This window comes from Rhodopseudomonas boonkerdii (assembly GCF_021184025.1).
Taxonomy (GTDB): domain Bacteria; phylum Pseudomonadota; class Alphaproteobacteria; order Rhizobiales; family Xanthobacteraceae; genus Tardiphaga; species Tardiphaga boonkerdii.
Genome location: NZ_CP036537.1, coordinates 4,834,005 through 4,855,787, shown reverse-complemented (window position 1 = coordinate 4,855,787; position 21,783 = coordinate 4,834,005). Strand labels below are relative to the sequence as shown.

The window sequence follows — 21,783 nt, the reverse complement described above, 5'->3', positions numbered from 1 at the left end:
AAATTCCGCCCTCATGGTGAGGAGCGCGCATCTTGCGCGCGTCTCGAACCATGGTGTGCTTGGCGCATCCTTCGAGACGCGGTCGAAGACGACCGCTCCTCGGGATAAGGGCAGAGTGGTAGAGCCGTACGAGGCTCCGGATCTGCGCCCGCAGAGCGCAGTCCGGAACGACGCGTGCACGATCTCAGAACTTCACCGTCGCAAAGGCCCGCACATTCATGCCGGGCTGCAGCACGTTATCCTTGTTGTAGGACGTTGCGTAACGGATGTTCTCGTTGAGCAGGTTGTTGCCGACGAGGCCCACCGTCATCTCTTTCGCACCATAAATGCGCGGATCGAGCAGCGTCTTGTAGCTCACCTCGGCCTTCAGAAGGTTGTAGCCATTGGTCGGTGTCTCGGCGACATCGGCAATGTCGTTCTGCGCGAAGGCATGCAGCATGTTGATGCGCGCGAACCAGTTGGCATCGCGCCAGAACAGGCCGCCGCCGGCGCGCACCGGCGGGATGCGCGGCACATTGCTGCCATCGGCAAAGGTCGCACGCACCACGTCCGCCTGGCCTTCGATACCGAAAGTGCCGCTGCCGAGCTGGGTGACGTCGATCTGCGTCTGGAATTCGCCGCCGCGGAAGGTGGCGTCGCGTTGCGAATAGATCGCCTGGTTCAGCTCCAAGGTCGGATCGTCGGCGCAGACGCCGTCGCCGCATTTGTTGCCGGTAAGGCGACGATAGATGAAGCCGGTATACTGGGTGTAGTAGCCGGTGAGCTCGAAGCGCACCGGGCCGGCGGCGCGGCGCAGGCCGAGTTCGATGGACTTCGCGGTCTCGATGCCGAGATTGGGATTGCCGATGTCGAAAGTCTCGGTGGCATCATGCCCGCCGCGCGAAAACAGCTCGGCCGGTTTCGGTGCACGCTCGGTATATTGCGCGGTGATGCTGGCCGAGAGGCCGTACCAAGGCAGGTCCTGGATCAGGCCGATACTGCCACTCTTCGGCGTGAAAGTGAGGTTACGTCCGACCGCCGGACCGATGGCGCCGGGATCGGCATTGAGGTCGAACAATTCGGGGATCAGTGACGGCGTGGTGCCCGACAATTCCACATGTTCGATGCGGCCGGCGATCTGCGCACGCGTGCTGTCGCTGAACTTGAATTCGTTGAAGCTGTAGCCGGCCACGCGGGTATTGCGGTTGGGGTCCCACAGTCCGTTCAGCGGGCTGCCGATATCGTCGGGGCTCGGTGCCGTCAGTTCCTGATGATTGACCTGCAGGCCGACGGCGGAGGTCACAGTGGCGAAGCGGGCATTGAAGGGCATGAACTGTACTTCGAGTCGGCCTTCCTGCTCCTTATTGGTGAAGGTCTGGCGCACACCATCGCTGCTGGCATCGGCGGCATCGGCGAGGCCAATCTCATTGTGCCGGTAATCAGTCGCACCGATCCAGAAGCGCACCGCATCGATCGCAGCGGAGTCGGGGCGATACTCGCCCTTCACGGTCACTTTGGTCTGCTCGCCGCGGATGCGGGTGCCGACTTCGGCACCTTCTACACCGGGGATACGATAGGTCGTGTCGTTATGGGTGATCGCCGCGCCGATATAGCCGCCGGTGAAGAAATACGACGCGCCGACCGATGCGCCGGAGGACTGGTTGGCCGAATTCGGCTGGCGTCCGTTGAAGGCGAGACCGGGATCGGCATAGGGATAGGACGGCACATTGTAGTCGCGCGCCATGCTGCCATAGACGTCGGCATGTACGGCGACATTGCCGCCGCCGGCATCCAGCAGGATGCCGCCATCGATGCCGCGATTGACGGAACTGATCGAGGTGCGAACTTCTGCATTCATGCAGCCCGGTGCGGCGAGACCAGCGGCGGGGGCTTTCGTCGGCAGGCCATAGTTCTGGAATGGTGCCGTGACGGCGCAGTTTGGCAGTGCGTCGGGAATGCGGTTGTTGGAGGCGGAGACCACGCCGCCGATCGACTGTGAGCCATAGCGCAGGGTGGCCGGGCCGCGGATGACTTCCACCTGATTAGCCGCGAACGGATCGACTGGCACAAAGTGATCTTCGCCGAGATCGGAGGCACCATTGCTGCTCATGCCGTTCTCGACAATGCCGACGCGGTTGACGTCGAGGCCGCGGATGATCGGTCGGCTGGCGCCGCCGGGTGCATAGCCTGAAGCGGCGATGCCGGGCTTGTTGGCCAGCAACTCGCCCATCGTATTGGCCCCGGAGCGGCGGATTTCCTCGTTCGGCACCACGGTGACGGTAGCGAACTGATCGGTGACCACCGGCAGCACGCCTTGCGGCGGCGCTGACGCAACAGGCGGCTCGGCTTCCACCGGCACCTGCGTGCGGTTCGGGGCGGTGCGGGTCACGTGGGTGTGGCCCTGCGGATGCGGTGCCGGCTTGCGGCGCACGATCGGGCTCGGCGCAGTCACCTCCACGGCGGGAAGCTGCGTCTGCGCCTGGGCGAATGACGGGAGGGCGCTCCATCCGATGACGGCGGTAGAGCCGAGCAGGAGAGCGCGTTTGAATGAGATGGGCATGGAATGGTCCTGACTTCACCGGCCGCGCGTCGTTGCGCTGAAGCCGGCAATCGCGGTGATGCGAAATTCACGGTGGTGGTGTCGCACGGACGGAATCCGGGCGGCGTTGGTTCACGGGTGAAGTCAGATGTTCGGTGGTCCCCGCGGCTGTGGTGCGCCGCTGATGGAAGCGAGATGGTCGAATTCGGCCTTGATGGCCGCATAGGCGATTTCGGTCGCGTCCGGCAGCAGCAGGATCGGCGGCGCCGAGAACAGCGCCGTGCCGGCCATCGCCATGACCGCGCAGATATCGCAGGGCACACCGACGCGGTGCTGCAGGTGATCGGTGTCCGGCGTGGACGGCGCCTGCACCTGGGTGACGGCAGCGGCGTCGCCCGGCGCGGCATGAACCTCGTCGAGATGGATGTGGCTGAACGACAGGACGATCTGCACCGCCAGCGCAAACAGCGCCAGCTTCGCTCCGTTCCTGATATTTGCTCGAAACCACTTCATGCCGACCGGCCGTCCCCACATCGGATGGCGGAGAGGTCAGCCAGTACCGATGTTATAATGTAACATTGCGCGGCGAGAGGCGGGGTGTCAACGGCGCGCGCGCGCAAGGCAGTGGATGGCGGGCGGCTGTGGGATTTGCGCAACTGCAGCCGGTGCAGGCTCGGAGCTTCGCGCCGTCTACGCCGCGATCTCACTCAGGCTCCGCGCGCCGCGTCATGACAGCGGCATGGGCGTGGGCGAGGACGCGGATGGTCAGCTTTTGAAACCGCTGGGCTGCCGGGGAGAGGCTGCGGCCGGTCTGCTGGATCCAGGATAGTTGTCGCGTAATGGTTGGTCGCACCAACTGGAATGCGATCAACCCGGGATACTGATCGATCGGCATCATGTAAGAGGGCAGGATCGAATAGCCGATGCCCTTGGCCGTCATCGACAGCGCGGTGTTGATGAGGGACACCTCGTGGGTCGGGATCAACTTCTTCCCGTCGCGCGCCAGCCGGCGGTCGATCTGCGCGCGGATCAAGGTGTCGCGATGCATCGCAATCGTCGGCAGCGCCGCAAGGTCGTTCCATGACAAGCTCTGCATCTTTGCGATCGGGCACCCCGGCCAGCCGATGGCGCTGAGCCGTCCTTTGACCAGTGGGGTCAACGAGACGTCGGGGACCGGCCCGTCGACGCTGCCGATGGCAAATTCGGCGTCCGATCCGAGCAGCGCGCTGACGATCTGGTCGGCCGCGACATCACGCATGATGATGTCGATGTCAGGATAGGTCGCGCGGAATTCGGCGAGGACCGTCGGCATCAAGGCCGAAGCGGCGCCGGCCGAAGCGACAAAGGCCACGGTGCCGCTGCGGGCATCGGACAAGCCACGCATCCGATGGGTCAGGCCGCGCAAGTCGCCGAGGATACGTTCGGCGGCCTGCACCGCGTCGCGTCCGGCCACGGTCGGCGTGCAGGATCGTGTGGTGCGGTCGAACATCGTCACGCCCCACTGAAGCTCGAGCTGCCTCAGCAGCAGACTGACCGCTGCCTGGGTGATGCGGAGCTCTTCGGCCGCTCGCGTCATCGAGCCCGTGCGGTTGATGGCGACCAGCGCCTCCAATTGACGAAGGGTGGAATTCATTAGCTAATCTTATCAATCTTAGGTCAAAAATCGACTTCTATTATTAAAACGCAAGAATATCCTTCTGGCAACGCGCGCAGACGCGATTGGGGAGGTTGGAATGCGAAGCTATCAGGCATCGGTCGTCGTCATTGGTGCAGGGCCGGTGGGGCTTACCGCGGCGCTGGATCTCGCCTCACGCGGGGTCGACGTGATTGTGCTGGAGACGCGGCACGCCGGTGAACCGCCCAGCGTCAAATGCAATCATGTCTCGGCGAGGTCGATGGAGATTTTCCGCAGGCTCGGCATAGCTGAGCAGCTGCGCGACGCCGGCTTGCCGGCCGATTTTCCGAATGATTGCTCGTATCGCACCACTGCGACGGGAATCGAACTCACCCGGATTCCGATTCCATCGCGCGCGACGCGTTACACTGCGACTGACGGACCGGACACGTGGTGGCCGACGCCGGAGCCGCCGCATCGGATCAACCAGATCTATCTGGAGCCCGTCCTGTTCGCGCACGCTGCCGCGCATCCGAAGATCAGCATCCTGTCACGCACCGAGATGGTGCATTTCGAACAGGACACAGCGGGCGTCTCGGTCGATATCCGCGATCTCGATACGCAGCGGTCCGCCTTCGTTCGTGCCAAATTCCTGATTGGCTGTGACGGTGGCCGCTCGCTCACGCGTAAGTTGATCGGCAGCTCCTTTGTCGGCACGCCGGTCATCCAGCGGGTGCAGTCGACGCTGATCGATGCCCCCGAACTGAAGACCCTGATGCAGCCGCACAAGCCGGCCTGGATGGTGTTGGCGCTCAATCCGCGCCGAACCGGCACGGTGGTGGCCATCGACGGTCATGACCGCTGGCTGATCCACAATCATCTGCGGCCGGACGAGCCGCATTTCGATGCGGTCGATCGCGATTGGGCGATCCGCACCATTCTCGGCGTCGGGCCCGATTTCGCGTATGACATCGTCAGCAAGGAAGACTGGGTCGGGCGCCGTCTTGTGGCCGACCGCTTTCGCGATCGACGTGCCTTCATCTGCGGCGACGCTGCGCATCTGTGGATGCCTTATGCCGGCTACGGCATGAATGCCGGGATCGCCGACGCCGTCTCGCTGTGCTGGATGCTGGCAGCGTATCTCCACGGCTGGGCGGATATACGCATGCTCGATGCCTATGAAGCCGAACGCCAGCCCATCACCGATCAGGTGTCGCGGTTTGCGATGGAGCACGCAGTCGCCAGCATCAACCAACGCGCCGGCGTGCCTGCGGAGATCGAAGACGACAGCGCGGCTGGTGCAGCGGCGCGCGCTGCGATAGGCCGCGCGGCCTACGATCTGAATGTGCAGCAATATTGCTGCGCGGGACTCAATTTCGGCTACTTCTACGACCAGTCGCCAGTGATCGCCTATGACGGCGAGACACCTCCCGCCTATACAATGGGAAGTTTCACGCCATCGACGGTCCCTGGCGCCCGTATGCCGCATGTCTGGCTTAGCGACGGTCGCTCGGTGTTCGATGCCATGGGGCCCGGCTATACGTTGCTGCGATACGATCCGGCCTGCGAAGTGGCTGCACTGTGTGAGGCAGCACGCCGTCACGCCGTTCCGCTGACGGTGATCGATCTGTCGGCGGAGGAAGCAGGCGAGACGCGGCCGGCCGAAGCCTTGCTCTTGGTGCGACCGGACTTGCACATCGCCTGGCGCGGCGATGGCGTGCCAAGGGACTCCGAAGCGCTGATCGAACGCGTCACCGGCCGCGCATCGTCGTCGGGTACCGAAGAAGCCATACCGAACGCCATTCCGATGGCGCGCGCCAGTGCAGGAGGCAAGTGATGAGCGCTTTCCATCCTACCCGCAGAATGCTGCTTGCGGGCATTGCGGCGTCGGTCGCGACCGGTGCGGCGATGTCGAGCTCCGCATATGCGGAGCAGTTCACCAAGATTATCGTCACTTTCCCGCCGGGCGGCAGCGCCGATATTTTTATTCGCGCGTTGGAGCCGGTGGTGGCTGCCGATCTCAAATCCGGCTTCGTCATCGAGAATCGCGCCGGGGCCGGCGGCAATATCGGCATGCAAGCGGTCGTTCAGGCCAAGCCCGATGGCTACACGCTCGGCGTGGCGCCGGCCGGCGTTTTGACCATCAACCCGCATGTCAACGCATCGATGCCGTTCGATCCGGTCAAGGATCTGGCGCCGATCACGCTGCTTGCGGATATTCCCTTCGTGCTGGTCGCTGCGCCGGGGGCGTCATTCGCCACGTTGAAGGACATGATTGCAGCGGCTGCCGCCAAACCTGGACAATTGTCAGTGGGTCATGGCGGCAATGGCACGGTGATGCAGATGACGGCCGCGTTGCTGTCGCAGATGGCCAATGTCAGGCTGACATTGGTCCCCTATCGCGGCACCGGGCCGGTCGTCACCGACGTGCTTGCGGGACACGTTCCCCTTGCGATCCTCGATATTCCAAGTTCGCTGGAGTTGATCCGAACCGGCCGGCTGACAGCACTCGGTGTCACAAGCAGCAAGCGTGTGGCCTTTCTGCCCGACGTGCCGACGCTCGCCGAGCAGGGGCTTGCCGGTTTTGAATCGACGGGGTGGTTCGGTCTCGTCGCGCCTGCTGCCACGCCGGGCGATGTGATGACGCGCCTGAATGCGATCTTTGTGAAGGCGCTGGCCGATCCGGACGTGATTGAGAAGTTGAGAGTGATCGGTGCGCAGCCGTCACCGACGACGCCGGATGCCTTCGCCGCTTATATCCGCTCCGAGAGTGCCAAATGGGGGCGTCTCACCCGGGAGATGAATCTCGCGGGGCAGTGATCGTGCTGCCCCGTCGCCATTTCTCCGCAACCCGACCGGGGCTCAGCGGCTCTCCCTGAGCCACGTCGCGGCGAACGCACCGAGCAGCAGCAACAGTCCGATCACGCCGGCAAACATCGGCAGCACACCGACGCCACGCACAACGCTGGCGTCGCGCATGTGGACGCCCATCCAGCCGTCGCCGCGGAAGGTGGTGGACGAGCGAACTGGCACCACACGCGGCACCTCGATGCCCGAACCTTCGTTGAGACGCCGCGCATCGCCGCCACTCGCCTGCGCCAGCGGCTTCAGCATGTCGGTCGTGGACGTGACCTCCGAAAATTCTTTCGGATTGACCGGGCCGACATTGATCAGCGCCTTCAGCGTGCCGTCGGTGGCCTGCCAGAGACCGAGTTCATCGGTCGGCGTGGTCGCGCGCCACTGGCCGGGCTCGCCGGCGGAGAGCGTGAGTTCGCGCGTCTTGCCCGAGGGCGAGGTGACGGTGACAGGGCTCACACTGTCACCCATGGTCTGGCGAACCACGGTCAGATCCTTGGCCTGTGTCTGTAGCTTCAGCGATTCCTCTTCGAGGTCAGGCTGTTTCATCAGCCAGTGCGACATGCGCCTGAGCAGATCGAGATGCGGACCGCCGCCTTCATAGCCGCGGGCCCACAGCCAGATGTGATCGGACAGCAGCAGCGCGACGCGACCTTCGCCTGAGCGCGACAAGAGCAGTAGCGGCTTGCCGTCGGCTCCGGTCATCACCGGTGGCGTGGTGGTGTTGCGGGTTTCGACGGTGCGGAAGAAGCGGCTCCATTTGGGTGGCTCACTGTTCGCGCCTTCGAGGCCGCGTGTCACCGGATGGCGTTTGCCGACATCGGACAGATGCGCATAGAACGGCTTCTCGCTGACGCCGACCGGCTCGGCGGGCAACACCGAATCCAGCGGCGTGCGCCAGATCGACGTGTTCGACGCATAATCCGGGCCGGCCGAGACCAGCACCGCGCCGCCATTACGCACATAGCGCGCGATGTTGTCGAAATAGGCGATCGGCAGCACGCCCTGGCGGGCATAGCGATCGAAGATGATCAGCTGGAATTCGTGAATCTTCTGCTGAAACAGTTCGCGGGTCGGGAAGGCGATCAGCGATAGCTCGTTGATCGGCGTGCCGTCCTGTTTTTCCGGCGGACGCAGAATGGTGAAATGCACGAGATCGATGGAGGCGTCGGATTTTAGCAGGTTGCGCCAGGTGCGCTCGCCGGAATGCGGCTCGCCGGAGACGAGCAGCACGCGCAGCTTGTCGCGCACGCCGTCGATGGCGACCACCGCGCGGTTGTTGACCAGAGTGAGCTCGTTGTCGATGGGCGAAGCCTCGATCTCGACGATGTTCGGACCGGCATGTTTGATATCGATATCGACGGTCACTGTCTGGCCGGACACCATCTGGCGCTCGCCGATGGTGTCGCCGTCGCGGCGGATGGTGACGCGTGCGCGCTCATTGGAGACGCCCTGATCGTCGAGGCGGAAGGTGACCTTCTGTGATTGCCCGACGATGCCGAAGCGCGGCGCCGCGGTGATGGCGATGCGGCGGTCGCGTTCGTCCTTGGTGCCGGTGATCAGCGCATGCAGCGGCGCCTTGAAGCCGAGGCCGGTGAGATTGGCGGGAATGTCGTGCACGCGGCCGTCGGTGATCAGGAAGGCACCGGCGACGCGATCGCTGGGAACGTCGGAGAGGGCGGATGACAATGCGCCGAACAGTTTCGTACCGTCGGTCTCGCCATCGGCCTGACCGGCCTCGACGGTGCGGACCTCGAGGCCCTTCACCTGCTTGAGACGATCGACAAGCTGCCTGGTGGCCTCTTCGGTTTGCTGGGTGCGATCGCCGAAGGACTGGCTCGGACTCTTGTCGACGACGACGGCGGCGACCGAGGTCAGCGGCTCGCGCTCCTCGCGCGTAAAGGACGGGTTGGCGAGCGCCAGCAGGATCAGCGCCAGTGCGGCCACACGAATGGCCGCGCCGCGTGCGCGGCCGAGCAGCAGCAGCGCCGCGATGACGACGATGGCCGCAAGGCCGATCCACAGGACCAGCGTCGGGACGAGCGGCGTGAATGCGATGCCGTAATTCAATACGATCTCCCGTAGTGCCGATGGTTCGAAACGCATCGCTGCGCGATGTTCCTCACCATGAGGGGCCCCTCATCCTGAGGAGCGCGCACCTGCGCGCGTCTCGAAGGATGCATCTTCATCACTGCCCCAGTCGTTCGATCAGTGCCGGCGCGTGCACCTGATCGGCCTTGTAGTTGCCGGTCAGTGTGTACATCACGATGTTGACGCCGGCGCGGAAGGCGAATTCACGCTGGCGCGGCTCGCCGGGCACCATGGGCAGCATCGGCTGGCCGTCCGGGCGCATCGCCCAGGCGCCGGCGAAATCGTTCGATGTGATGATGATAGGCGAGACGCCGTCGCCGCCACGGGCGGGCCGCGAGGCGGCTTCGTCGGTGTCCTCGCGCGGCAAAGCTTCCACCCAGGTCGGGCCGGAGTTGAAGCGGCCGGGGAAGTCGTTGAGCAGAAAGAAGGTCTTGGTCAGCACATGCGCCGGTGGCACCGGTTCCAGTTCGGGCACATCGAGCGAGGACAGGATGGCGCGCAGCGTCTGCATGCCGGGCGTCTGCGATTCGCCATTCGGTCCGGCGGGCGCTTCCACGGCATCGCGGGTGTCGAACAGCACCGTGCCGCCCTGCTTCATATAGGCGTCGATGCGGTTGATGGCTTCCTGCGGCGGCTTGGGTGCGCCTGGGATGATGGGCCAGTAGATCAGCGGAAAGAATGAGAGTTCGTCCTTCGCCGGGTCGATACCGACGGGCTCGCCGGCCTCCAGCGCGGTGCGCTGGGCCAGGAACAATGTGAGGCCGGTGAGACCGGCCTTCACGATGTCATCGACATCGGTATTGCCGGTGATGACGTAAGCGAGCCGTGTCTGCGACACTGCCTTGATGGCAAAATCGTCGCTGACCTGATCGGCACGGAGTTGGGTCGGCGCGCCGGTGACGGTGCCAAGCGCGAGCGCGACGGCGAGCATGGTCGAAACTGCACGGCGACGGAACAGCGAGGCGATGGCGCCGCCGAGCAGCGCGACGATGATCGCGTCGATCAGGAACAGCGCGAGCGCGGTGGAGAGCAGGATGCCGCGCAGGTCACGCGGCTCGGCATTGGTGTAGCTGGCGCGATTAGCCTTGAGTGCAGAGAAATCCAGCGGCGCGATCCGATCAGCAGAAGCGAGAGCATTGACGGCGAGCGGGCCGTCAGCGGGGCCGTAGAGGCCGGGCGGATGTTCCGAGGTCGCGCGGTCGCGATAATCGGCCGAAAGCGGCTTTGCGGTCGAAGGCGGCGGCCCGAAGGCGCCAAAACCGTCCAGCGTGCGCAGCGGCGCGACAGTTTCGGTGCCGGTTTCGCCGGCGATACCGGCACCAGGCGTGGAGGTGTAACCGGAGATATCGACGACCCTGCGCAGCATCTCGACGAAAGTGCCGGACAACGGCAGATCCGACCAGCGCATATCGGCGCTGACATGAAACAGCGTAACGAGGCCCTTGCCGCGACGTTCGCCGGTGACCAGCGGCGTGCCGTCTTCCAGCGTCGCCCAGCTCCTGGCGGCCAGCGCCGCATTCGGTTCGGCCAGCACCTGACGATTGACGGTGATGTCCTTCGGGACGGCGAGACCGGCGAATGGGCCGTCTGCCGAGAAGGCGGAGAGATGCTGCGGCTTCTCCCAGGTCAGCGAGCCGCCGAGATTGCGGTCGCCGCGGCGCAGCATCACCGGCACGAGATCGTCCTCCGCCTGTGCGAGGCGCGGGCCGGCGAAGCGGACCAGCACGCCACCATTGTCGATCCAAGCATTCAGACGTTCGCGGATGTCCGGCGACAGCGTGCCGACGTCGGCGAGCACGATCATCGGCAGTTTCTGGTCGAGGAACTGTGTAATGGCCTGCTGCGGCGCGCCGCGGTCGCCCTGCCGCACATCGGCGAACGGCGCGAGCGCGCGCGTGAGATAGAAGGTCGAGGCGAGCAGCGGCTGCGCGGTGTCGCTCGTGGTGCCCGAGACTATGCCGATGGCGCGGCGGCGCCAGCGCTTGTCGAGCAGTTGCACGGCGCCGGCCGAGCGCTCGCCGGAGATTTCCAGACGCGCGATGTCGTTGCGCAATTCGACGGGGAGATCGAATGCGGCTTCGGTCTCGCGGTCATTCGGCGTGAACAGGAACTTGGCTTCGCCGACCGGCGAACCCTTGGCGTCGAGACCGCGTACGATGCCGGCGTCGGGACCGCCGGCGCTGGCGCGCAGCACCTTCACGGTCATCTTCGCGGCTGCATTCTCGGCCGCCACGAGCGCATGCGCAGGCGCCGCGCCGCCGTCATAGATGGTTAGCGCGCGGTCACCGATGGTCTTCGCGAGGGCCTGGGTGAAATCGCTGCCGCGGCCGGTATCGACGCCGTCGGACAGCCAGACGATCTCGCTGTCGCCGGTGGCTTTCAGGAAGCGCTCCAGCGATGGTAGCGTGTCCACGCGGTCGATCGAATGGGGTTTTGGCGACAGCTGGCGCAGCGCGACGCGCGCGGTGCCGCCAGGCAATAGCGTGATGTCGCGCGTCGGCTCCGAAAGCGGCACCAGCGCGACGCCGCGGCGGTTGTTGTCCGCATTGGCGATCAGCTCATCGGCAGCGCGGATGCGGGCATCCCAGCTGGCGGCGGAAGACCAGCCGTCGTCGATCAGGATCGTTAGCGGCGTGGTCGAGGCGCTCGGGCCGGTCTGCGGATTCCAGATCGGGCCGGCGGCGGCGAAGATCACCAGCGCGGCGGCCAGCAGACGTAGCAGCGTCAGCCACCATGGCGAGCGCGACGGCGTCTCTTCCTTTGGCGTGATGTCGAACAGCAGCCGTGTCGGCGGGAAGGCGATGCGCTGTGGGCGCGGCGGCATCACGCGCAGAAGATACCACAAGATGGGCAGGCTGATCAGGCCCAGCAGCATCAGGGGCTGTGCGAATGCGAGCGGGAAGCCACCGATCATGCCGAACGTCCCACCTTGACCATGCTGCCGCCGGGTGCACGGTTGAACGCCATGCCTGCATGCAGGAACAGCAGCAGCTCGGCCGCGGAGCGATCCGTCGTATGCGTCGAGAACAGCCAGCCGAGCTTGCCGGTCTCATTGCGGATTTCATCGCGATGTGCGGCGACGCGGGCGATATAATCCTCGGCCCATGTCTGCGCGCGGCCCGCAGTGATGACGTTGCCGGTTTCCGGCTCGACGAATTCGACGCGGCCGGAATAGGGGAAGGTCTCTTCCGCGGGATCGTTGATCTGCACCAGCGCGCCATGGGCACCGGCGGATGACAGGCCCGCAAGCATCGTCTTGATTTCGGAGATCGGCGACCAGAAGTCGCCGAGCACCACGACCTCGGACAGTGCCGAGGGCACGAAGCTCGGCGGCAGGCTGTCGCGATGGGTCGTGTCATGCAGCATCGCCTGCGCCATCTTGTCGATCACGCTGCGGCTGGCCGTGGGATTCATCAGGCCGGGCACGCCGACGCGCTCACCGCCGGAGACCAGCAGTTCGGCCAGCGCGAATGTCACGATCAGCGCGCGTTCGAGTTTGCTGTCACGCACGCCCTTCGATGCGAAGGCCATCGACAGCGAGCGATCCGGCCACAGCCAGATCGTATGCGCGGCTTCCCATTCCTGCTCGCGCACATAGAGATGATCGTCACGTGCGGATCGGCGCCAGTCCACATTCTGCGATGGTTCGCCGGAGACGAAGCGGCGATACTGCCAGAAACTTTCGCCATGGCCGGCGCGGCGGCGGCCATGCAGTCCGTGGATTACGGTTGCGGCGATACGCCGTGCTTCCAGCACGAGACGCGGCAGCGAGGCCGCGAGCGAACGGCTCTCGCCGTCGGCACGGCGGACTGCCAGAACTTCCTGTGTGGCGTGATCCGGCGCTGCGGCCATCAACCGATCCGCGACTTGAGCTGTGCGATGACATCGGCCACTGTGCGGCCCTCGGCACGCGCCGAGAAGGTCAGCGCCATACGGTGCTTCAGAATCGGCTCGGCGAGATCGAGCACGTCATCGATGGAGGGCGCGAGGCGGCCGTCGAGCAATGCACGTGCACGCACCGCCAGCATCAGCGATTGCGAGGCGCGCGGGCCGGGACCCCAGGCAATCAGTTTGGAGGCATCGCCTGCATCTGGGCCAGGACGCGCGGATCGCACCAGAGTGAGGATGGCTTCGACCACGCTGTCGCCGACCGGCAGGCGGCGCACCAGGCGCTGTGCGGTCAGCAATGTCTCGATGGTCACTGCCGCCTTGGCGGTGGTCTCCTCGGCGCCGGTGGTTTCGAACAGGATACGGCGTTCGGCGTCGCGATCGGGATAATCGACGTCGATTTCCATCAGGAAGCGGTCGAGCTGCGCTTCCGGCAGCGGATAGGTGCCTTCCTGTTCCAGCGGATTCTGCGTGGCGAGCACGTGGAACGGTTTCGGCAGGTCATGCCGCGCGCCGGCCACGGTGATGTGCTGTTCCTGCATCGCCTGCAGCAGGGCTGATTGCGTGCGCGGCGAGGCGCGGTTGATCTCGTCGGCCATCAGAAGCTGGGCGAAGACGGGCCCGGAGATGAAGCGGAACGAACGTTTGCCGGCGACGCTCTCGTCCAGCACTTCGGCGCCGAGAATGTCCGATGGCATCAGGTCCGGCGTGAACTGGATGCGTTTGGCATCGAGGCCGAGCGTGGTGCCGAGGGTTTCCACCAGCTTGGTCTTGGCGAGGCCGGGGACGCCGATCAGCAGTGCATGGCCGCCGGACAGGATGGTGACGAGCGTGTTTTCCACCACACGGTCCTGGCCGAAGATCACGGTCGCGATGGTTTCCTTGGCGGCGCGCATCTGGCCGGCCACCTGTTCCGCGGAACGGACGATCACGTCTTCGAGTTTCTCGACACTGTCGGCGGCCATCAACTGCTCCTTCGGATGCACGGCGCTTGCAACGAACGCCGCCGGATCTCGTCTCAATATTCCACAAGCCTGATGCTAGACTTAAGCGAAGGCCAAGCGAAGGCCATGTATTTGTTGAATTAAACTATCCCCACAATATCGGGATGCGGCTATGAACTGCATCACGTTGTGGCGAGTTGGAAACGGTCCCTGCACGTTTCAAGACGTGCATACCTCGTGCCAGAGCGGTGGTAGGTAAGGTCAGGGCAAACAATGGCGAAGCAAGGGCAGGAAACGGCGCGAGGACCCTCAGAAGGATCCGCAAAGGGGCTGGACGGACTGGCTGCTGCGGCGAAGGACGGCGCCGGAGAGGACAAAGGTCTGCCCCCCGTGCATTTGTGGAATCCGCCCTTTTGCGGCGATCTCGACATGCGAATCGCCGCAGACGGTACGTGGTTCTATACGGGCACGCCGATCGGCCGGCCGGCGCTGGTGCGGCTGTTTTCGACGATTCTGAAGCGGGAAGATGGCAAATACTTCCTTGTCACGCCGGTGGAAAAGGTCGGCATCACCGTCGACGATGCGCCCTTCCTCGCCGTCGAGATGCAGAGGGAGCACGATGCGTCCGGTACCGTGCTCAAATTCCGCACCAATGTGGACGACTGGGTCACCTGCGACGCCGATCATAGGCTGCGTTTCGAGGCAGCCGAGGACGGCGGCCTGACGCCTTATCTACATGTTCGCGCCGATCTGTGGGCCAAGGTGACGCGGGCAATCTATTACGATCTTGTTGACATGGGCGAGGAGCGGATGGTCGATGGCACCGCGATGTTCGGTGTCGCATCGTCCGGTGCGTTTTTTGCGATGGCGGATGCCGAACAAGTCAGGCAAGCTACGTAAGATTGCAGTCGAGGGGCGTGATTGACTAGTTCGATGCTGAAGACGGATGCGCCCGCAGCGGACGCCGGTTCGGGAGAATTGAGTTCGGCCGAATTTTTCGCGCGCGCCGGGGCGCGACTGTCCTTCGACGTACCTGATGGCCTCAACGACGCCAGCATCATCCCGATGACCGGGGACGCCGGCAATGATCGTATGATCCAGATCGTCGCGCAGGAGCGGCCGATCCGCCCCGCTGCTGTGCTGATCGGCATCGTCGCGCATGACCAGCCCACGGTGCTGCTCACCCAGCGCTCCGCGCATCTCAACGACCACGCGGGGCAAATCTCATTTCCGGGCGGCAAGATCGACGCCACCGACGCATCGCCGCTCGAGGCTGCGCTGCGCGAGGCGGAGGAGGAGGTCGGGCTCGATCGCTCCTTCGTCGATCCGATCGGTTATCTCGACCTCTATGCCACCGGCTTCGGTTTTCGCATTTTGCCCACGGTGGCGCGGGTGCGGCCGGGTTTCAATCTGACCATCAACGAGAATGAAGTCGAAAGTGCCTTCGAGGTGCCGCTGTCCTTCCTCATGAACCCCGACAATCATCAGCTCCACAGCAAGGACTTTCGCGGCGTCGAGCGTTCCTATTACGCCATGCCGTTCGCCGAGCGTTATATCTGGGGCGCCACCGCGGGCATCCTGCGCGTGCTGTATGAGCGGATCGTGCAGAAATGATCCGCGCTGTTCTCACCGAGATCGGCATCTTCCTGATCCCGTTCGTCCTCTATGTCCTGTTTCTGCTGGCGACACAGAAGGGCGTGGCGGAATCGACCTCGTGGCCGGCGCGTGTCGTGCTCAAGCTGCTGATTTCGGCCTTCGTGCTGGTGATCGTCAGTCTGCTCCTGCTTGCTCATTTCTCCGGCGCCGCGCCGACCGCGACCTATACGCCGGCGCATATCGAGAACGGCAAACTCGTGCCGGGGCAGAACAAATGACCTCGGCCCGGCGTCTTACGGATGCGCCGTGGTTGACCACGGGTCCGGCCGGGCGTGTGCTCGCCTTGCTTAACGGCGATGGCGAGGAAGCCCGCGCGGTCGGCGGCGCGGTGCGCAACGCATTGATGGGGCGCGAAGTCGGCGAGATCGATATCGCCACCACCGCCGTGCCCGAAGAGGTCGTCCGCCGCGCGAAGGTCGCCGGCTACAAGAGCGTGCCGACGGGCGTCGAGCACGGCACGGTGACGCTGGTGGTCGACGGTACGCCGGTCGAAGTCACCACGCTGCGCGAGGATGTCGAAACGTTCGGCCGCAAGGCCAAGGTGGTGTTCGGCCGTGACTGGCGGCGCGATGCGGAGCGTCGCGATTTCACCATGAACGGACTCTCCGCCTCCGTCGATGGCGTGGTGCACGACCATGTCGGCGGCCTGCCCGACGTGGACGCCCGAAGGGTGCGTTTCATCGGCGATCCCGACCGGCGCATCGCCGAGGATTATCTGCGCATCCTGCGTTTCTTCCGCATTCATGCCGCTTATGGCGCCGGCGCTCCGGACCGCGAAGGCTATCTCGCAGCAATTCGGGGCCGCGATGGCCTTGCCGGCCTTTCTGCCGAACGCATCCGGATGGAGCTGCTCAAGCTATTGGTTGCGCCCGGCGCCTATGCGGCGGTCGAGGCGATGGTCGAGGCCGGGCTGATGCTGCGCATCTGCGGCGGCGTCACCTATCTCGGACCGCTCGGGAAGATGATCGGCATCGAGCGTGAGCTCGGGCTCGCTCCCGACTCTATGCTGCGGCTCGGCGCGCTCTGCGTCGCCGTGACGGAAGATGCCAAGCGTCTGACCCAGCGCCTGCGCCTCACGAACGAGGAGAACAAGGCGCTGGATTCCATGGGGCACCGCTGGTGGCGTCTGAAGGGGATGGATGATGCTCGCGCCCGGCGGCGCCTCTATCGTCTCGGCGAAGCGCGTTATCGCAACCGCATGCTGCTGGCCTGGGCACGCGACGGCGGGGGCGGCGAGGCGGCGGAATGGAAGCAGCTCGTCGCGCTGCCCGAGCGCTGGACGCCGCCGGTCTTTCCGCTGAAGGCGGCCGATTTCATGGCGCGCGGGATCGCCAAAGGCCCTGCGCTCGGCCATGTGCTGGCGCTGGCCGAAGACGCCTGGATGGCGAATGATTTCCCAATGGAAGTCGATGTGATCACGGTCATTGCCGACCAGACGATCGCGCGCTTCAAGCACGATCATCGATTGTGATGCTGTCCCGGACGCGGTGCGGCATTCTTCATGCCGCTCCGCCGAGCCGTGACCGTATCAGTCTCGGAGTTCGTTGCGGTCCCGGCGCGGCGAAGCGGCGTTTCACGCCGCATCGCGTCCGGGACAACGGGAGGTCAAGCCACCTTGGCGTGCGCCTCTTCCTCGTCTTCCTCTTCGTCCTCGTCGTCTTCATGCTCGTTCGGGATGACGAGTGCGATTTCGAGCACGGCGCGGGGCAGCGTCTCGCGGAACAGATCGCCTTCCTCGCCCAGCCACACGCATTCGATATCGTCGCCATCGATGTCGGCAACGGTGAGCGGCATGCCGCCCGATTTCAGCATGACGACATCACCAGCTTTCAATTCCATGGTCGGCTCCTGTGCATGAGTTGAATCGCACGCGGAAGGTAGGCGCGCGTCATGACAATCCGAACACGGCGGGATGGCGTGTCTTTATTTTCGTTGGAGAAGTGCGGCGAGTTCCATGGACAGTCCGATACTCTCCAGCGCGGGCGGTGACGCTCTGTCATCGCATTGTCGCTTTGCCGCAGCGATCGCCGCATGGGTGCCGGTGGCGACGGAACAGAGCACGGGCACCGGCACATCGGGCTGGATACGGTCCGACAGACCGGCCAGCGCGGCGCCGCCAAGGATCACGATGTCGGCGCCATCGTCCGTGACGCATGCGGTGCAGGCTCTGGCGAGCGAGGTGAGTGCGGCGTCCGGGTTCGTTGCAATCTCGCCGCCGGTGGGCGCGATGGTACGCACGCCGGTGAGCTTGTCGGCAAGTCCGATACTGGCGACGAACTCCGTCAGCATCGGCTTCCACAGCGTGCCGCCGGTGACGATGGCGAAACGGCCGCGCTTTGCCGCTGCGATGCAGGACGCTTCGGCCATGCCCACGACAGGGACACCAGCAACTTCGCGCAACGCCATCAGGCCGGGATCGCCGAAACAGGCGAGATAGACGGCATCGCATCCCGCGCCGTGCGTCGCATAGGCATCGAGCGCGGCATGCGCGGCAATCGCGCTCGACGCACGCGTGGAAATGTAGCGCGCGCCGAACCGGCCGGTGACGGGAACGAAGGTCGCGTCATGGCCGGCAACGGACGTCACGTGTTGTGCGACCAGCGCGGTGACGCTTTCGGTGGTGTTGGGATTGATCAGCAGGATGCGCATGATGGCATCCAAGCATCATGCGCGTTCGAATGCCAGTGGCGGCTATTGCCCGCGCAAGCGCGCCAGCTCCGGCAGTACCCGATAGCGCGCGATCTCGTACGGGAATTCGCCGCGATTGGCGAGGACGACGATTCCCATGCGTTGCCGTGGCGCCAGGCCGACATAGGCTGTGGCATTGTTCAGCCCGCCGGGCTTGTCCACCACCTCGATGCCGTTCCTGCGTACATTCTCCCAGGCGACAGCCTGGCCGAACTCATCGCTGACGCGAAACATCTCGCGCTGGGTCATTTTCAACGCCTGCCGCAGTTGCGGGTCGACGACGGTGTCATCGAGGCTGGCGGCAAGGAAGATGCCCAGATCTTTCGGCGAAGAGAACATCTGTCCGGTGCCGGGGAAGTCGTAATAGCCCTGCTGGGTGCCGGGTCGGCCGATGGCCGTGCCGTCATCGTCATAGCCCTGAACGACGCGCGCCAGAATCTCAGGCGGCAGCACGGCCTGATGGTCCGGACCGCGTGCGGGCAGGAACGTCTCCGTCATGCCGAGCGGCTGCAGGATGCGTTCGGAAACCAGCGCGTCGATTGGGTGGCCATAACGACGCTCCAGCACGAGCTGCAGCAGCACATAGCCGGCATGGGTATAGACGCGCTGCTTGCCCGGTTCCTCGCCGGCCTTCGGCACCCAGCCGTTCAGGGCCGCGAAGAAGTGCGGCAGCGAGTAGGAGTCGGTCGGCCACGGCGGATGGTCGGTCGGCAACAGCAGGCCCGACGTATGGGTGGCGAGTTGGCCGATGGTGATGCGCTTCACGTAATCGCCGGTCAGTTCGGGCACGTATTTGCTCGCGGGATCGTCGAGGCTGAATTCGCCGCGGATCGATCCAAGCGACACCAGTGTCGCCTCGAACAGTTTGCGCACCGAGGCGAGATTGAACAGCGTGTCGGACGTGATCTGCCGCTGTGTTGCCTGGTCGGCAAAGCCATAGGTGAAGATCTGCGTTTGCCCGGCTGCATGTACGGCCACGGCAAGCCCGCCGTGATCGCCGACCTTGGACGCAAGCTCGGTACTGACGATGCGTTGGATCTGTTCGTCGACGGCGTTGTCCGCCGCCGCGGGCGACAGATCGGTCAAAATCAGAGAAACCAGCGCGCCGAGCACGCGCAACGGCAGGAATGTCAGCAACCTCATTGCCACTCCATGTCGCCCCCATGATGATGTCAACGCAAAGCGCCGCGTACAGAGTATGCGACTATGACGCGTCATGTGGTTACTTTGTGGTGAGACGTCGCCATCGCATCGTTCTGAGAGCATCAGGTGGACACCACCGGCCAGAAGCGACGATGACGTCGCCGGGATGACGCTGCGCATCGTCCGGGCTACAGTCGGGTATCCTGCCTTCCTGTTATGAGCGATTCATGAGCCGATCTGTCGCCAAGCCGGGCGCCGCCCGCCTGCAAGTTCACGATATCACCCTCAAGAAGCTCGATCCGCTCGATGACGCGCTGGCGCTGATGTATTTCGGCTGGCGCGGCATGACGCGCGCGGCGGATGATTATCTGGCGACGGTCGGCCTGTCGCGGGTGCATCATCGCATTCTCTATACGGTGCTGCGCAGCGATGGCATCACGATGTCGGATCTGCTGGCGATCCTGCAAATCTCGAAACAGGCGCTGCATCGCCCGATGAAGCATTTGCTCGACGAGGGTTATGTGGCCGTGAAGCGCGATCCGGCGCGACATCGCTTCAAGCTGCTCGAACTGACACCGGCCGGCCGCGCCATCGAGCGCATCGCGTCCGGCCATGAGCGCAAGGTCATGGCGCGCGCCTTCAGGAAAGCGGGGGCGGGCAGTGAGGCCGCGTGGTCGGCCGTCATGGCAGAAGCTGCGCGCGACTAGCCTCGCCACCATCCCGGTATGAGGTCAATAATGTTGACTTGATGGGGCCGCTCTGCCATTCCACTCTCAAACGGACATTTGAGAGTGGCGGAGGCGAACATGACCATGGAGACCGGCGACGCGGGGAGCGGCCTCAGGCTTGTACAGCAGGCATTCGCTGCCGGCGGCTTCGCACGCGGCATCGGACGCACCCTGGGCATCAAGGGCGAGTCGGCGGAGCCGGGCAAAGTGGTGCTGGTCGCGTCTCCCAACGAGGACCACTACAATCCGCTCGGCACCGTGCATGGCGGATATGCCGCGACCATGCTGGATGGCGCCATCGCGCTGGCGGTGCAAACCGTCCTGCCGGCCGGCACACTTTATGCGACGATGGATCTCAAGGTGACCTATATCCGCGCCATGACATCGGCATCGGGGCCGATCCGCGCCGAAGGCAGGATCATTCACATGGGGCGCAGGATGGCCGCGACGGAAGGCGTGCTGACCGACAAGGATGGCAAGCTCTGCGCCCATGCCACCGCAACCTGCATGATCACGGCGAAGGAATAAGGCTGTGATGTAGGGCGGATGAGCGAAGCGTCATCCGCCTTACGGTCTAGCGCTATTTCTTCGGTCCGAAATACACGCAGCTCTCGTTGCAGCTGTCGCGGAATACGCCGACGCGGACCACCGGTCCCTTGTCGGCGATGCGCTCCCAGATGAAGCGCGACAGGTTTTCCAGCGTCGGAATGCCGATCGCCTCGATCTTGTTCAGGAACTTGTGATCCAGCGTCTGGCGAAGATCGTCGAGGCTGCGGTCGAGCAGGCCGAGATCCATCACCATGCCGGTGACCGGATCGGGCTCGCCGCGAATGGTGATCTCGGCGCGGAAGGAGTGACCGTGGATCTCCTGGCTGATCTCGCCCAGCGTCGTATGCGACAGCGCATGCGCGGCCTCGAAGCGAAACGATTTCGTCAGTTCCCACATTGTCGAATACCCGAACTACCTGATCCCGAGGGTCTTGTGCGTCTGCACGCTCAGCCGCCATTGCGGGTGGCGCAAACAATAGTCCACCGCCTGCGCGGTATTGCTGATTGCATCCGCGCCGTCCATCGGCTGCAGCGAGAAACGTTCGAAGGCGAGCGCCTCGAACCGCTCCGGCATCGCCGCAGGCTGCGGATAGACCAGCTTCAGTTCATGGCCGGCACGGATGACGAGATCGGCGCCGGCTTTCGGCGAGACGCACATCCAGTCGATGCCGGCTGGTGGCGCCACGGTGCCGTTGGTCTCGACGCCGATCTCAAAACCACGCCCATGCAGCGCGGTGACCAGTTCGTCGTCGACCTGCAGCAAAGGTTCGCCGCCGGTCAGCACCACATAGCGGTTGTCGCCCGGCCCCACCCACTGCGCGGCAATGGTGTCCGCCAGAGCCGCCGCGGTGGCGTAGCGGCCGCCCAGCGTGCCGTCCATGCCGACGAAATCGGTGTCGCAAAACTGGCAGACCGCGGTGGCGCGGTCCTGTTCCCGGCCGGTCCAGAGATTGCAGCCCGCAAAGCGGCAGAACACGGAGGCGCGTCCCGCATGGGCGCCTTCGCCCTGCAGCGTCAGGAAAATCTCTTTGACCGCGTAACTCAATGATTTCGCTCTGCAAAACCCCGCGTGCCAAAGCGGCCGGGGACTGTTCTCGGTTCCATATG

General features: G+C 64.5%; 20 protein-coding genes. 8 read left to right on the top strand and 12 right to left on the bottom strand.

Features of this window, described 5'->3' with window-relative positions; all coding sequences use genetic code 11:
* Positions 1–184: 184 nt before the first annotated feature.
* The 3 genes from E0H22_RS22305 to E0H22_RS22295 form a co-directional block, all read right to left on the bottom strand.
* Positions 185–2,539 carry a TonB-dependent receptor gene (locus E0H22_RS22305; protein WP_233023147.1) on the bottom strand — a complete coding sequence of 785 codons (2,355 nt, stop codon included), beginning with the start codon at positions 2,537–2,539 and terminating at the stop codon, positions 185–187.
* A gap of 123 nt (positions 2,540–2,662) precedes the next feature.
* A complete protein-coding gene (locus E0H22_RS22300; RefSeq protein WP_233023146.1) occupies positions 2,663–3,031 on the bottom strand; it encodes a DUF2946 domain-containing protein in 369 nt (122 codons plus the stop codon).
* 190 nt (positions 3,032–3,221) lie between these two features.
* The gene (locus E0H22_RS22295; protein ID WP_233023145.1) at positions 3,222–4,151 is read right to left on the bottom strand and encodes a LysR family transcriptional regulator; all 930 of its coding nucleotides are present in this window, start codon (positions 4,149–4,151) and stop codon (positions 3,222–3,224) included.
* 100 nt (positions 4,152–4,251) lie between these two features.
* Here E0H22_RS22295 and E0H22_RS22290 point away from each other — a divergent pair, with 100 nt between their 5' ends.
* Together E0H22_RS22290 and E0H22_RS22285 are read left to right on the top strand one after the other, a co-directional pair.
* On the top strand, positions 4,252–5,970 hold the full coding sequence (locus E0H22_RS22290; RefSeq protein ID WP_233023144.1) for an FAD-dependent oxidoreductase: 1,719 nt from the start codon (positions 4,252–4,254) through the stop codon (positions 5,968–5,970).
* Positions 5,970–6,953 (top strand): Bug family tripartite tricarboxylate transporter substrate binding protein, encoded by a 984-nt coding sequence (locus tag E0H22_RS22285; protein ID WP_233023143.1) that lies wholly within the window; start codon positions 5,970–5,972, stop codon positions 6,951–6,953. Before E0H22_RS22290 ends, E0H22_RS22285 begins: the two co-directional genes overlap by 1 nt.
* Before the next feature lie 42 nt (positions 6,954–6,995).
* On the opposite strand, the gene E0H22_RS22280 is transcribed toward E0H22_RS22285, so the two are convergent.
* From E0H22_RS22280 to E0H22_RS22265, 4 genes are all read right to left on the bottom strand, one after another.
* A complete protein-coding gene (locus tag E0H22_RS22280) occupies positions 6,996–9,059 on the bottom strand; it encodes a hypothetical protein (protein WP_233026487.1) in 2,064 nt (687 codons plus the stop codon).
* 118 nt (positions 9,060–9,177) lie between these two features.
* Positions 9,178–11,991, bottom strand: coding sequence for a DUF4159 domain-containing protein (locus E0H22_RS22275; RefSeq protein WP_233026486.1), 2,814 nt, complete (start codon positions 11,989–11,991; stop codon positions 9,178–9,180).
* Positions 11,991–12,932, bottom strand: coding sequence for a DUF58 domain-containing protein (locus E0H22_RS22270; RefSeq protein WP_233023142.1), 942 nt, complete (start codon positions 12,930–12,932; stop codon positions 11,991–11,993). Before E0H22_RS22270 ends, E0H22_RS22275 begins: the two co-directional genes overlap by 1 nt.
* Positions 12,932–13,933, bottom strand: a complete 1,002-nt coding sequence (locus E0H22_RS22265; RefSeq protein WP_233023141.1) for an AAA family ATPase — start codon at positions 13,931–13,933, stop codon at positions 12,932–12,934. The genes E0H22_RS22270 and E0H22_RS22265 overlap by 1 nt, the downstream gene beginning before the upstream one ends.
* A gap of 252 nt (positions 13,934–14,185) precedes the next feature.
* On the opposite strand from E0H22_RS22265, the gene E0H22_RS22260 reads away from it, so the two are divergent.
* From E0H22_RS22260 to E0H22_RS22245, 4 genes are read left to right on the top strand one after another with little or no spacing between them, the layout of a single operon-like run.
* On the top strand, positions 14,186–14,812 hold the full coding sequence (locus tag E0H22_RS22260) for a DUF1285 domain-containing protein (RefSeq protein WP_233023140.1): 627 nt from the start codon (positions 14,186–14,188) through the stop codon (positions 14,810–14,812).
* A 33-nt stretch (positions 14,813–14,845) separates the two neighbouring features.
* The gene (locus tag E0H22_RS22255; protein WP_233023139.1) at positions 14,846–15,526 is read left to right on the top strand and encodes a CoA pyrophosphatase; all 681 of its coding nucleotides are present in this window, start codon (positions 14,846–14,848) and stop codon (positions 15,524–15,526) included.
* On the top strand, positions 15,523–15,786 hold the full coding sequence (locus E0H22_RS22250) for a DUF6111 family protein (protein ID WP_233023138.1): 264 nt from the start codon (positions 15,523–15,525) through the stop codon (positions 15,784–15,786). The genes E0H22_RS22255 and E0H22_RS22250 overlap by 4 nt, the downstream gene beginning before the upstream one ends.
* Complete coding sequence (locus tag E0H22_RS22245; RefSeq protein ID WP_233023137.1) at positions 15,783–17,039, top strand: CCA tRNA nucleotidyltransferase; 1,257 nt, start codon at positions 15,783–15,785, stop codon at positions 17,037–17,039. The genes E0H22_RS22250 and E0H22_RS22245 overlap by 4 nt, the downstream gene beginning before the upstream one ends.
* A 134-nt stretch (positions 17,040–17,173) precedes the next feature.
* Here the strand turns inward: E0H22_RS22245 and E0H22_RS22240 are convergent, their stop codons facing one another.
* The 3 genes from E0H22_RS22240 to E0H22_RS22230 all read right to left on the bottom strand — a co-directional run bounded on the left by E0H22_RS22240 (position 17,174) and on the right by E0H22_RS22230 (position 19,399).
* On the bottom strand, positions 17,174–17,407 hold the full coding sequence (locus tag E0H22_RS22240; protein ID WP_233023136.1) for a YodC family protein: 234 nt from the start codon (positions 17,405–17,407) through the stop codon (positions 17,174–17,176).
* An 84-nt stretch (positions 17,408–17,491) separates the two neighbouring features.
* Positions 17,492–18,217 (bottom strand): aspartate/glutamate racemase family protein, encoded by a 726-nt coding sequence (locus E0H22_RS22235; protein ID WP_233023135.1) that lies wholly within the window; start codon positions 18,215–18,217, stop codon positions 17,492–17,494.
* 42 nt (positions 18,218–18,259) lie between these two features.
* Entirely contained in the window at positions 18,260–19,399 is a 1,140-nt protein-coding gene (locus tag E0H22_RS22230; RefSeq protein WP_347340808.1) for a serine hydrolase, read from the bottom strand.
* A 227-nt stretch (positions 19,400–19,626) separates the two neighbouring features.
* On the opposite strand from E0H22_RS22230, the gene E0H22_RS22225 reads away from it, so the two are divergent.
* Positions 19,627–20,106, top strand: a complete 480-nt coding sequence (locus tag E0H22_RS22225; protein ID WP_233023134.1) for a MarR family winged helix-turn-helix transcriptional regulator — start codon at positions 19,627–19,629, stop codon at positions 20,104–20,106.
* Positions 20,107–20,205: 99 nt separating this feature from the next.
* Positions 20,206–20,655 (top strand): PaaI family thioesterase, encoded by a 450-nt coding sequence (locus E0H22_RS22220; protein WP_233023133.1) that lies wholly within the window; start codon positions 20,206–20,208, stop codon positions 20,653–20,655.
* Positions 20,656–20,707: 52 nt separating this feature from the next.
* On the opposite strand, the gene E0H22_RS22215 is transcribed toward E0H22_RS22220, so the two are convergent.
* Together E0H22_RS22215 and queE are read right to left on the bottom strand one after the other, a co-directional pair.
* A complete protein-coding gene (locus tag E0H22_RS22215; RefSeq protein WP_233023132.1) occupies positions 20,708–21,073 on the bottom strand; it encodes a 6-pyruvoyl trahydropterin synthase family protein in 366 nt (121 codons plus the stop codon).
* Positions 21,074–21,088: 15 nt separating this feature from the next.
* Positions 21,089–21,721 (bottom strand): 7-carboxy-7-deazaguanine synthase, encoded by a 633-nt coding sequence (queE, locus tag E0H22_RS22210; RefSeq protein WP_233023131.1) that lies wholly within the window; start codon positions 21,719–21,721, stop codon positions 21,089–21,091.
* Positions 21,722–21,783 lie beyond the last annotated feature (62 nt).

Excerpts from the sequence above, each read along its gene's own strand:
- E0H22_RS22305 (WP_233023147.1), bottom strand. The coding sequence starts at position 2,539 with ATGCCCATCTCATTCAAACGCGCTCTCCTGCTCGGCTCTACCGCCGTC.
- E0H22_RS22300 (WP_233023146.1), bottom strand. The coding sequence starts at position 3,031 with ATGAAGTGGTTTCGAGCAAATATCAGGAACGGAGCGAAGCTGGCGCTG.
- E0H22_RS22295 (WP_233023145.1), bottom strand. The coding sequence starts at position 4,151 with ATGAATTCCACCCTTCGTCAATTGGAGGCGCTGGTCGCCATCAACCGC.
- E0H22_RS22290 (WP_233023144.1), top strand. The coding sequence starts at position 4,252 with ATGCGAAGCTATCAGGCATCGGTCGTCGTCATTGGTGCAGGGCCGGTG.
- E0H22_RS22285 (WP_233023143.1), top strand. The coding sequence starts at position 5,970 with ATGAGCGCTTTCCATCCTACCCGCAGAATGCTGCTTGCGGGCATTGCG.
- E0H22_RS22270 (WP_233023142.1), bottom strand. The coding sequence starts at position 12,932 with ATGGCCGCAGCGCCGGATCACGCCACACAGGAAGTTCTGGCAGTCCGC.
- E0H22_RS22265 (WP_233023141.1), bottom strand. The coding sequence starts at position 13,933 with ATGGCCGCCGACAGTGTCGAGAAACTCGAAGACGTGATCGTCCGTTCC.
- E0H22_RS22260 (WP_233023140.1), top strand. The coding sequence starts at position 14,186 with ATGGCGAAGCAAGGGCAGGAAACGGCGCGAGGACCCTCAGAAGGATCC.
- E0H22_RS22255 (WP_233023139.1), top strand. The coding sequence starts at position 14,846 with ATGCTGAAGACGGATGCGCCCGCAGCGGACGCCGGTTCGGGAGAATTG.
- E0H22_RS22250 (WP_233023138.1), top strand. The coding sequence starts at position 15,523 with ATGATCCGCGCTGTTCTCACCGAGATCGGCATCTTCCTGATCCCGTTC.
- E0H22_RS22245 (WP_233023137.1), top strand. The coding sequence starts at position 15,783 with ATGACCTCGGCCCGGCGTCTTACGGATGCGCCGTGGTTGACCACGGGT.
- E0H22_RS22240 (WP_233023136.1), bottom strand. The coding sequence starts at position 17,407 with ATGGAATTGAAAGCTGGTGATGTCGTCATGCTGAAATCGGGCGGCATG.
- E0H22_RS22235 (WP_233023135.1), bottom strand. The coding sequence starts at position 18,217 with ATGCGCATCCTGCTGATCAATCCCAACACCACCGAAAGCGTCACCGCG.
- E0H22_RS22230 (WP_347340808.1), bottom strand. The coding sequence starts at position 19,399 with ATGAGGTTGCTGACATTCCTGCCGTTGCGCGTGCTCGGCGCGCTGGTT.
- E0H22_RS22225 (WP_233023134.1), top strand. The coding sequence starts at position 19,627 with ATGAGCCGATCTGTCGCCAAGCCGGGCGCCGCCCGCCTGCAAGTTCAC.
- E0H22_RS22220 (WP_233023133.1), top strand. The coding sequence starts at position 20,206 with ATGACCATGGAGACCGGCGACGCGGGGAGCGGCCTCAGGCTTGTACAG.
- E0H22_RS22215 (WP_233023132.1), bottom strand. The coding sequence starts at position 21,073 with ATGTGGGAACTGACGAAATCGTTTCGCTTCGAGGCCGCGCATGCGCTG.